Source organism: Exiguobacterium profundum, assembly GCF_001909285.1.
Lineage (GTDB): Bacteria > Bacillota > Bacilli > Exiguobacteriales > Exiguobacteriaceae > Exiguobacterium > Exiguobacterium profundum.
Genome location: NZ_MRSV01000001.1, coordinates 1,684,861 through 1,695,638, shown reverse-complemented (window position 1 = coordinate 1,695,638; position 10,778 = coordinate 1,684,861). Strand labels below are relative to the sequence as shown.

Genomic DNA, 10,778 nt, shown 5'->3' with positions numbered 1-10,778 from the left:
GTCTAACAAAAAGAGGAAACAAAAAAGCACTTCGGGAACCGAAGTGCTTTCGTGATTGATTATGATTTCTTTTCGTTTTTCATCTGCACGTTCATGGCGCGCATCACTTGGTTGACTTTCTTCTGTGATGGCTTTTGACCCATCTGCATCATCAACGTACGAATCATATCTTCATTGATTGGCGGGTTCTGTTCAAGGTAGTTCATCATGTATTTACGCGCGATAAAGAATCCAATCGCGATACCCCCGATGAGTGCTGCCACGACAAGAAGAATCCAGAATAATGTACTCAAGGCTTTACCTCCTCTACCATATGAAACATCGTTTTTTACTATACACTAAATTGAACAACTTCGCTAATCGTCCAGAAAAAAAGTGACGGCCAAACGATTGGCCGTCACAACAATCTAACTAGAGATTAAAGTGATTTCACTGCATTGACGACGTTGTCGACTGACATGCCGTATTCTTTCATGAGGAGGTCACCAGGTGCAGATGCTCCGAACTTGTCGATTCCTAGTACCTTACCACCGAATCCTACATATTTGTACCATCCAAGTGTCGCACCCGCTTCAAGTGATACACGTTTCGTAACTGAAGATGGAAGGACAGATTCTTTGTACTCTGCAGATTGCGCTTCGAAGAGTTCCCATGATGGCATCGAGACGACTGCCGCTTTCACGCCTTCTGACGCGAGCTGTTCACGCGCTTCAACGAGAACGTGTACTTCAGAACCTGTACCGAGCAAGAGAACGTCTGCATCTTTCGATTCACCTGCAACGACGTAAGCTCCTTTTGCTGCCGTTTCAATAGATGTACCTTCGAGTTCTGGTAACGCTTGACGAGTCAAGACGAGAAGTGAAGGAGTCGTTTTCGATGTCACCGCTTGTTTCCAAGCTGCAATCGTTTCTTTGCCGTCAGCAGGACGAAGAACAGAGAGGTTCGGCATCGCGCGGAAGCTCATCAAATGTTCGACCGGCTCGTGCGTTGGACCATCTTCACCGACTGCGATTGAGTCGTGCGTCAAGATGAACGTCGATGGAAGTCCCATAAGTGCTGCGAGACGGACTGCAGGACGGAGGTAATCCGAGAAGACGAAGAACGTCGCACCGTAAGGAAGAACACCACCGTGAAGGGCCATACCGTTCACAGCTGCCGCCATCGCGAACTCACGAACACCGAACCAGATGTTACGACCAGCTGGGTCTTCATCGAAGTCTACCGCACCTTTGATCATCGAGTTGTTCGATCCAGCAAGGTCAGCCGAACCACCAAAGAGTGTCGGTACTGCTTTTGCGATTGCGTTCAACACTTCACCGCTCGTTTGACGTGTTGCTTTTTTCGAACCGATTTCGAAAGTCGGCAACTCGCTATCCCAACCTTCAGGAAGGTCATTGTTCATCGCGCGCTCGAACTGTGCTCCGAGCTCAGGGTGTGCCGCTTTATACGCTTCAACGAGTTCGTTCCAGTCTGACTCATATTTCGCGCCAGGCTCGACAACTTTCTCGTTGAATAAGTCATATACTTCGTTTGGAACGTAGAATGACTCGCCTTCCCATTTGTAGAACTGTTTCGTCAATTCGATTTCAGCGTCTCCAAGTGGCGCACCGTGTGATGCCGATTTACCCGACTTGTTCGGTGAACCGAATCCGATGACCGTCTTGACTTCGATCAATGTCGGCTTCGACGTCTCTGCTTTCGCAGCATCGATCGCTTTTGCGATTGAATCGATGTCCGTTCCGTCTTCGACACGAATGACTTGCCACCCGTAAGCGTTGAAACGGTCTTCTACGCTTTCAGAGAACGACTTATGAAGGTCGCCATCGAGAGAGATATCGTTTGAATCGTAAAGAACGACGAGTTTACCGAGCTTCAAGTGACCTGCGAGGGAAGCCGCCTCCGCAGATACACCTTCCATCAAGTCTCCGTCACCGCAAATGCCGAACGTGTAGTGGTCAACGACGTTGAACTCGTCGCGGTTGTAAGTCGCTTCTAAGTGTTTCTCTGCCATGGCCATCCCGACAGCCATCGCAATCCCTTGTCCAAGTGGGCCCGTTGTCGCATCTACCCCAGCCGTGTGGCGGTACTCAGGGTGACCAGGTGTCTTCGAGTCCATTTGACGGAATGATTTCAAATCGTCCATCGACAAATCATAGCCAGACAAGTGAAGGAGCGAATACAAGAGCATCGATCCATGACCCGCTGAGAGCACGAAACGGTCACGGTTGAACCAGTTCGGGTTTTTCGGGTTGTGACGCATTTTATCTGTCCAAAGTGTAAACGCCATCGGGGCAGCGCCCATTGGCATCCCTGGGTGACCAGAGTTCGCTTTTTGGACTGCATCAATTGAGAGCGTCCGAATCGAGTTAATCGCTAATAATTCTTTAGTAGTTGTTTCCACTAATTTCATCCTCTCTGTGTTAAGAAGGTTTTCTACCCGTCATATTTTATCATACTCAATCGTGTGTCACAACTAATTAATTAGTATAACACATTTGATGAAATCGTTTCCTTCTATTGCATGAAATAGCATGTAATCCGTTCGTCTGATGCGTGTTCGTGTATAACAAAAATGCACATCCTATGCGAAATAGGATGTGCATTCGGTATCACTCACCGCGATAGCGTTTTTTTTTTTCTTTCAACTTCTCTGGTGTAACGTCATTTCCATCTGGATCGACGACTTTCATACCCATCATTTGTGATTTGAACGATTGACGAAACGCCTTCAAATATTCTTGACGCAAGTCTTGTTGCTCGTTCATTTCTTCTTGAGACAGTCCTTCTGTCTTCGCTTTGTTGGCGAGGAAATTGATTCGCTCCAATTGTCCTGGTGCTAACATATGACTCGCCCCCTCTCTAGTGAATTTGTTCTTATACTTTACAAAATCAGAGAGGAAGAATCAAGTTTCAGCAACCGACTGGTGCTCAAGATATCGTCGATTGACCGTTGCCTTCGAGACCTCATAGCCAAATCCACGTAGCGTCGCCGCAATCTCAGCGAACGTCAAGCCACGTTCACGCAATTGGATAATCTCTTCGATTGGCACTTCAATTCGATGTCGCCCACCTTGATCATGATTTTGAATGTTGCGCTGTGGGTTAAATCCGTTAGCGACCGCACGACGCATCCCACGCGAGATTTTCGCATTGTGAATTTTTCGTTGATATTCTTCGACAACACTGACAATCTCCAATACCATCTTCTCTGCATCGGAAACGACATAGTCCGACGTAGACTGCATCGTCAGCAATCGCACGTCATGCTTCATTAAAGTATGCAAGATCGCAATCTTAGCATTCCCTCGTCCTAAGCGACTGTCGTCCGTGACGAGCACGGCATCGAGCTGAGAAGTGGATACATGGTCCAGTAAATCAAGTAGCCCTTGTCGATTGACTTCATAACCGCTCTCTTGCTCTGTGATGACATCTATGACGTCGGCCCCTAATCCCGAAGCCAGCTGCTGTAATTCTTCGACTTGCCGACTGAGTGATGTCTCTTGGGTAGACTTGTTCGTCGATACCCGGCAATAGATGACGACCCGCATCGCACCACTCCCTTTCATTGCATTCATTTGTTACGATACACAGTTTAAGATTGATTCGCAATGAAGAACGATCACTCAGCGGCATACCATTTCATTTTTCGTTCGTTATGCTCTTCACGCTCTGCCATGATCTGTGCTTCGAGTGATTCTGCTTCGACGTACGCAACCTCTTCTTCGATTGTCCGCTCTGACGTGACGACCGGATCCACAACTTTTGGTTCCCCTCGCATTTCACCAGCCAAATAAAAAGCGAACATCCCGACTAAGAGCATCCCGACTAAAATGATTCCGTTGAGTGTATCTTTCATGATTACATTGCCTCCTGTATAAGAATATATGTTCGTTAGAACGTTTGTTCGTTTATCTGTTCTCATCATAAAACAAGAACCCGTGTTCGAAAAACACAAAAAAACGAACGAATGTTTGTACGCTCATGTGTTCTTGTGTTACACTAGACACATAAAGAATAGGATGCGATTGCAGGTTATTCGATTATATCGAGGTGAACATAAAGAAAAAAATGTCAGCGCGACAACAACAGATTCTTGATTTCATCAAAGACGAAGTACGGGCAAAAGGTTATCCGCCTTCTGTTCGTGAAATTGGAGAAGCCGTCGGTCTTGCATCTAGTTCGACCGTACACGGTCATCTAGATCGTTTAGAGAAGCGTGGATTGATTCGTCGAGATAAGACGAAGCCTCGCGCGATTGAAATTTTGACTGAAGATATGCCGACAATAGAAGAGCAAGAGTCCGTCATGTACGTACCGGTCATCGGGAAGGTCACTGCCGGGACACCGATCACCGCCATCGAGAACGTGGAAGAGCACTTCCCTCTTCCAGCACATATCGTCGGGTCAGATAATGTATATATGTTGTCTGTCTCTGGGGATTCGATGATCAATGCAGGAATTTTAGACGGAGACCGGGTGCTCGTCCGCCAGCAGAGCACGGCCGACAATGGAGAGATTGTCGTCGCCATGACGGAAGAAGGCGAAGCGACCGTGAAGCGAATTTACAAAGAAGCTTCGAAGGTCCGCCTTCAACCGGAGAACGACGAGTTAGAAGCGATGTATTTTGACAACGTCTCGATTTTAGGGAAGGTTATCGGTGTATACCGGACGATTCATTAATGGCTAGTGGCAAGACCCATACCCGTACGAATCTCGTGGCAACCGGAGCACTCGCGGTTGCCACGCCTTTTCTTGAAATCGATGTTCCGTTCTCATTGATCATCGGTGCCATCATCGGTACACTCTGGCTCTCCCCGGACCTCGATTTGAAATCAGACGCCTATTATCGATGGGGACCTCTCAAACTGATTTGGCTCCCTTACGTAAAGCTCATGCCGCACCGTTCGCTCTTCTCGCACCTACCTGCTTTGAGTGATGTGATTCGGATTGCATATATCGGGTTCCCACTCGTGCTGCTTCTGCCCTTCACGGCTTACGAAGAGGAAATACGCTCATGGGTGGACATTCATGGCATGTCCTTCTTTTTAGGGCTCGTGTTTGCAACGACACTGCATACGACGCTCGACTATACTTCAACGTTTTTCAAAAAAGCGTTTTAACCAACAAAGGACCACCTTCGTGAAGTACAGAAGGTGGTCCTTTGTTTTAATTGGAATGATAACGTGTTATAGGGTATCCATTTTATGAATGAAATGCTTAAACTAATACGACCCGATCTTTCCTGCACGCAAATTATCGAGATGAGTTGGAAGAAATCCGATATGGTCAAACTATGAAGGAGGAGAACTTGATGGTAAAAGCATTAAATGAGCTGATGGACTTTATCGAACAGCACTTAACGGAAGAACTCTTAGATTCAGAGATCACAAAAATCACCGGACTATCTGCTCATCATTTTAAGAGGATGTTTTCGTATATGTCAGGAATGACACTTCACACTTATATACGAAATCGACGGTTTTCTATCGCAAATGAAAAATTGGTTCATGGTTCAAGCGTAACAGAAATCGCATATCTCTATGGATATCAATCGGTCGAAGGGTTTTCCAGAGCGTTTCGAGATTGGTCTGGTCATTTGCCTTCTGAAGTCATGAAGAATCACATTCAAAAGTCGTTCCCTCGCTTCACGTTTTATATCGATATAAAAGGAGGAACATCAATGGAGTTCAAGTTAGAAGAGAAAGAAGCTTTTCAAATCGTTGGAGTTTCAAAGCGTGTCCCTATTCAATTCGAGGGAGTCAACGAAGAAATCATGGAACTAGCGAAGTCGATTACGGAAGAGCAACGGGCTCACATGCATGAATTGGGCAATTTATATCCGCATCGTGCCTTGAACGCATCGTTCAATTTTGATGACGGTCACTTAGAAGAAGAAGGTTATTTGACACATATGATCGGTTTCGCCACGACAAGAGAAATTAAGTATGACGATCTCGAAGTGAATTCAATCCCAAAAAGTTTATGGGCAATCTTCCCGAACACTGGACCATTCCCAAACACTCTACAAGAGACGATGGCAAGAACCTATGCAGAATGGTTACCTTCTTCGGGATACGCACTTCAAGACTTACCAAGCATTTCATTTAGCAAAATAGAAACAGGATATGACAACGTATATAGCGAGGTTTGGGTCCCTGTGAAGGTAAGAGAAGAGCCGGAATCATAAAGATATCTCCGCTATTATGATTTATCAAAAAGAGTATGGAGCAACCCAAATTGAGGGATGCTCCATACTCTTTAATATATCTCTTCTATTTAGTAGAGCGTCATGTACTGATCGCGTATTTAGTAGAGCGTCATGTACTGATCGCGTTCCCACTCTGTTACTTGCATACGGAACATATCCCACTCGATTTCTTTCAGCTCGAGGAAGTGTTCACCGATATGCTCACCAAGTGAGTCCATCACGACTTTGTCCGCACGAAGGACTTCGAGTGCGTCGAAGAGTGTCGCCGGGAGATCGTCGATTCCGTTTGCTACACGCTCTGGCTTGTCCATCACGTAGATGTTGCTATCGATTGGTTTAGGTGCATTCAAATCTTTTTCGACCCCGTCAAGACCTGAAGCCAAGAGGGCAGCAAGTGCAAGGTACGGGTTCGCCGCTGGGTCAACCGAACGTACTTCGATACGAGTCGAGAGACCACGTGCCGCTGGTACACGTACGAGTGGCGAACGGTTACGTGCGCTCCATGCAACATAGCAAGGTGCTTCGTAGCCTGGTACGAGACGCTTGTATGAGTTGACAGTCGGGTTACATACTGCCGTGAAGGCACGAGCGTGCTCCAAGATACCGGCTGTGAACGCGCGAGCTGTATCTGAAAGTTCCATGTCGCCGTTTGGATCGTAGAAGACGTTTGTGTCGCCTTTGAAGAGTGACATGTTCGCATGCATCCCTGAACCGTTTACCCCGAAGAGCGGTTTCGGCATGAATGTCGCGTGAAGACCATACTTCGCTGCGATCGTCTTAACGACGAGTTTGAACGTTTGGATGTTATCTGCCGTCGTGACAGCATCTGCGTATTTGAAATCGATTTCGTGTTGTCCTGGTGCTACTTCGTGGTGTGATGCTTCGATTTCAAAGCCCATGTTTTCAAGTTCGATGACAATCTCTTTACGGCAGTTCTCACCGAGGTCAACTGGTGCCAAGTCGAAGTATCCACCTTGGTCGTTGAGTTCAAGAGTCGGACGACCTGATGCGTCTTTTTTGAACAAGAAGAACTCTGGCTCTGGTCCAACGTTGAACGCTGTGAAACCAAGTTTTTGCATCTTCTCAAGGTTACGCTTGAGTGTACCGCGCGGGTCACCGCTGAATGGTGTACCGTCTGGGTTATAAATATCGCAAATTAAGCGAGCAACTTTTCCGCTGCCATCTGTCCACGGGAAGACAACCCACGTGTTGAGGTCTGGATACAAGTACATGTCTGATTCCTCGATGCGGACGAATCCTTCGATTGACGATCCGTCAAACATCATCTTGTTATCAAGTGCTTTGTCCAATTGGCTGATCGGCACCTCGACGTTTTTGATTGTTCCGAGGATGTCCGTGAATTGAAGACGAATAAAGCGTACGTCTTCCTCTTGTGCGATGCGTTTAATGTCTTCTTTTGTGAACGTTTTTCTGGCCATGGTAAAATGTCCCCTCTCACATTGCGTAATGGTTGATGTGTGCGGCGTTATCGATAGAAACGTGAAAGCTCACCTTGAATGAGCGACGTTTTATTGAAACGACCGGCTTCTTGAAGCTGTGTTTTCAACAAATGATGTAACTCTTTTTCCGAAACCTTCGGTGCTTCACTGACCGGTGCGGCCGGAGCAGATGCTTCCGCTTCTTTTTCACCTTCTTGCTCTAACATGTGGCGAATCGCCGCCAAGTTAAAGCCTTGATCAATGTAATCCTTGATTGCGAGTAGACGTTCGACATCATTAAAGGAATAAAGTCGTCGTTTCGATTCCGTCCGACTAGGCGAAATCAGACCCTGTTCTTCGTAATACCGAATCTGTCTACCTGTCAGTTGCGTCAAATCTTGGACGATTCCAATCGGAAACAACGGGTTGGAGCGACGAAATTGATCGGCCATCCTTACCCCTCCTTTTCTGTCTCACAATGTGAGAATAATATATGACAACAATCCTGTCAATAGATGTTAAGAAAGTTAACATGACAGATTAGTTACAAATGTGTCGGCTGATTTTGGTCATTGAATTCGACCAATCCTTTACCGTGTAATTGGCTCAACGCCAACATGAGCGCGACTTTTACGTGAGCATACGTCAGACCACCTTGAACGTACGCCGTGTACGGTGCCCGAAGCGGACCATCGGCAGACAGCTCGATGGAAGAACCCTGAATGAACGTCCCAGCTGCCATGATGACGTCATCTTCATAACCCGGCATATAGGCCGGCACCGGTAACGCATGGGCATTGACCGGCGATGCCATTTGGATGCTCTGACAAAACGCAATCATCTTGTCGCGGTCACGGAACGTCACCGACTGAATCAAGTCCGTTCGTAGAGTCGTATAGTGAGGATCTGTCTCGAATCCGATCAAAGACAATAGACTTGCCGTCAAATGGGCCCCTTTTAATGCCTGTGCGACTGTATGAGGTGCCATATAGAAGCCTTGATACATCTCTTGAAGCGAGTAGAGTGATGGTCCGGCTTCACTTCCGATACCTGGGGTCGTCATACGGAACGAACACCGTTCAATTAACTCTTTCGTACCAGCGATATAACCGCCCGTCTTCGCCAATCCACCGCCTGGGTTTTTGATGAGAGAACCAGCCATCAAGTCAGCCCCGACGTGCGTCGGTTCGATCGTCTCGACAAACTCACCGTAACAATTGTCCACGAACACATACACATGCGGATGTTCCGCTTTAATCCGTTCGATGGCCACTTTGATTTCATCGACTGGAATACTGCGACGATTCGCATACCCTTTCGATCGCTGAATCCCAACGAGTTTCGTCTCAGGACGAATCCGTTCGAGGACGCGGTCGATGTCGATTTCACGTTCCTCTTTTAATTCGACAGTATCGTAATGGACACCGAGTTCTTTTAACGAACCGCGACCATCGCCACGAATGCCGACAATCTCCTCAAGCGTGTCATACGGCTTCCCTGTGATATAGAGAAGCTCATCACCTGGTAGAAGGACACCAAACAAGGCAATCCCGATTGCATGGGTACCGGAGATGATTTGTGGTCGACATAGCGCGAGCTCGGCTCCAAACACATCCGCATAAATCGACTCGAGGGTGTCTCGACCGATATCGTCATATCCATATCCCGTCGTCGGATTAAAATGAAAATCCGACACTTTATGCTTTTTAAACGATTCTAGGACGCGATACTGGTTGAATTCGGCCGTCTCGTAAATCCTTTCGAAAAACGGTTTGACCCGTGCCTCCGCTTTTTTTACGAACGGCGCGAGCGCATCATAATGTTCAATCTTTTCTTGCCACATACTTACACCTCAAATTGTTTTAGCGTCGCATATAGACGCGTGTCTTCTCTCATATAACCTACTAATTCGACAGAACCGTCATCTAAAAAGCTCTCTTCAAGACGATACATCGCCTCTTTGGCCGGGTGGTAGTGTTCAAACGCCGTCACCGGGAGAATGACATGGACTTTTGTCAAAATGTCCGCAATCTTATCCTCGAGAGCACCTGTCAACGTCACGATATCTTCCGAGGCGATTGCCGAGATCAATAACGGTCCGCCGACGAAGTCTTCCGTGAGACGGTCTTTCTTATTATATACCTCGAGCTGAGGCACCTCACTCGCACCGAGTTCCTCTAATACCGCATTCGTCGTATCGATTTGATTCAGATAATGTGGGTTCGATGCATCGATGACATGAAGGATCAAGTCGGCACCGACAACTTCTTCTAATGTCGAACGAAACGCGGCAACGAGTTTCGTCGGCAAGTCACGGATGAAGCCGACCGTATCTGTGATCAGTACTTTCCCACCTCGCGGAAGTTCGAGCTCGCGCGTCAACGGGTCGAGCGTCGCAAACAATTCATCCTGCTCGTACGTGTCGGCATCGGTCAATCGGTTAAAGATTGTCGACTTCCCAGCATTCGTATACCCGACGAGCGCGACTTGGAATACCCTGTTTTCTTTTCGTCGTTCTCGGTAACGTCCACGGTGTGCGACTGTCCCCTCGAGCTGTTTCGTGATTTCATCGATGCGGCGCTTGATGTGACGACGATCCGATTCAAGTTTCGTCTCACCAGGACCACGCGTCCCGATTCCACCACCGAGTCGCGAAAGCTGTGTGCCTTGACCGATGAGACGCGGCAGCAAATAGTTCATCTGCGCGAGTTCGACCTGCAATTTCCCTTCGCGCGATTGCGCACGGCTCGCAAAGATGTCCAAGATGAGCTGTGTGCGGTCAATCAACTTCATCTCATCTGGTTCGTTCAAGGCGATGCGAATGTTTTTCTACTGTGCCGGTGTCAATTCGGCGTTGAAAATCAATAAGTCCGGCTCGAACTGTTCGACGAGCATCGCGAGTTCCTCGATTTTCCCTTTCCCGATAAAGGTACGACGGTCGATTTGTTGACGCTTTTGGTCGAGTCTGGCAACGACTTCGCCTTGCGCCGTGTCCACGAGTTCGACGAGCTCGCCCATCGACTGTTCATATGTCCAATCATCGGTACTAGGCAACTGACAACCGACGATGACAACTTTTTCACGTTCAATCATGTAATCCCTCATTCCATAAAGTCTCACCTTCCATCTTA

11 protein-coding genes and 1 pseudogene are annotated in these 10,778 nt (G+C 47.5%); 3 read left to right on the top strand and 9 right to left on the bottom strand.

Annotation, left to right across the window (positions count from 1 at the left end; translation table 11 throughout):
• Positions 1-59 precede the first annotated feature (59 nt).
• The 5 genes from BBB58_RS08815 to BBB58_RS08795 all read right to left on the bottom strand — a co-directional run bounded on the left by BBB58_RS08815 (position 60) and on the right by BBB58_RS08795 (position 3,856).
• The gene (locus BBB58_RS08815) at positions 60-293 is read right to left on the bottom strand and encodes a YneF family protein (RefSeq protein WP_012726454.1); all 234 of its coding nucleotides are present in this window, start codon (positions 291-293) and stop codon (positions 60-62) included.
• 125 nt (positions 294-418) lie between these two features.
• Entirely contained in the window at positions 419-2,410 is a 1,992-nt protein-coding gene (gene tkt, locus BBB58_RS08810; protein ID WP_074036867.1) for a transketolase, read from the bottom strand.
• Positions 2,411-2,609: 199 nt separating this feature from the next.
• Complete coding sequence (locus tag BBB58_RS08805) at positions 2,610-2,843, bottom strand: DUF896 domain-containing protein (protein WP_074036865.1); 234 nt, start codon at positions 2,841-2,843, stop codon at positions 2,610-2,612.
• Between the two features lie 60 nt (positions 2,844-2,903).
• Positions 2,904-3,548: a YneB family resolvase-like protein gene (locus tag BBB58_RS08800; protein ID WP_031423490.1), complete on the bottom strand. Its 645-nt coding sequence runs from the start codon at positions 3,546-3,548 to the stop codon at positions 2,904-2,906.
• Between the two features lie 71 nt (positions 3,549-3,619).
• Positions 3,620-3,856, bottom strand: coding sequence for a hypothetical protein (locus BBB58_RS08795; protein WP_074036863.1), 237 nt, complete (start codon positions 3,854-3,856; stop codon positions 3,620-3,622).
• Between the two features lie 212 nt (positions 3,857-4,068).
• Between BBB58_RS08795 and lexA the strand changes: the two genes are divergently transcribed.
• The 3 genes from lexA to BBB58_RS08780 all read left to right on the top strand — a co-directional run bounded on the left by lexA (position 4,069) and on the right by BBB58_RS08780 (position 6,187).
• The gene (gene lexA, locus BBB58_RS08790) at positions 4,069-4,680 is read left to right on the top strand and encodes a transcriptional repressor LexA (RefSeq protein WP_074036861.1); all 612 of its coding nucleotides are present in this window, start codon (positions 4,069-4,071) and stop codon (positions 4,678-4,680) included.
• Positions 4,680-5,120, top strand: a complete 441-nt coding sequence (locus tag BBB58_RS08785; RefSeq protein WP_031423485.1) for a metal-binding protein — start codon at positions 4,680-4,682, stop codon at positions 5,118-5,120. Before lexA ends, BBB58_RS08785 begins: the two co-directional genes overlap by 1 nt.
• Positions 5,121-5,311: 191 nt before the next feature.
• Positions 5,312-6,187 carry an AraC family transcriptional regulator gene (locus BBB58_RS08780; RefSeq protein WP_074036859.1) on the top strand — a complete coding sequence of 292 codons (876 nt, stop codon included), beginning with the start codon at positions 5,312-5,314 and terminating at the stop codon, positions 6,185-6,187.
• A 119-nt stretch (positions 6,188-6,306) separates the two neighbouring features.
• Here BBB58_RS08780 and glnA read toward each other — a convergent pair whose 3' ends face one another.
• The 4 genes and pseudogenes from glnA to hflX form a co-directional block, all read right to left on the bottom strand.
• Entirely contained in the window at positions 6,307-7,647 is a 1,341-nt protein-coding gene (gene glnA / locus BBB58_RS08775) for a type I glutamate--ammonia ligase (protein WP_031423481.1), read from the bottom strand.
• Between the two features lie 47 nt (positions 7,648-7,694).
• A complete protein-coding gene (locus tag BBB58_RS08770) occupies positions 7,695-8,099 on the bottom strand; it encodes a MerR family transcriptional regulator (protein ID WP_031423479.1) in 405 nt (134 codons plus the stop codon).
• Positions 8,100-8,191: 92 nt separating this feature from the next.
• A complete protein-coding gene (locus BBB58_RS08765; protein WP_074036857.1) occupies positions 8,192-9,490 on the bottom strand; it encodes a methionine gamma-lyase family protein in 1,299 nt (432 codons plus the stop codon).
• 2 nt (positions 9,491-9,492) lie between these two features.
• Positions 9,493-10,740: pseudogene (gene hflX, locus BBB58_RS08760) on the bottom strand (GTPase HflX).
• Positions 10,741-10,778 lie beyond the last annotated feature (38 nt).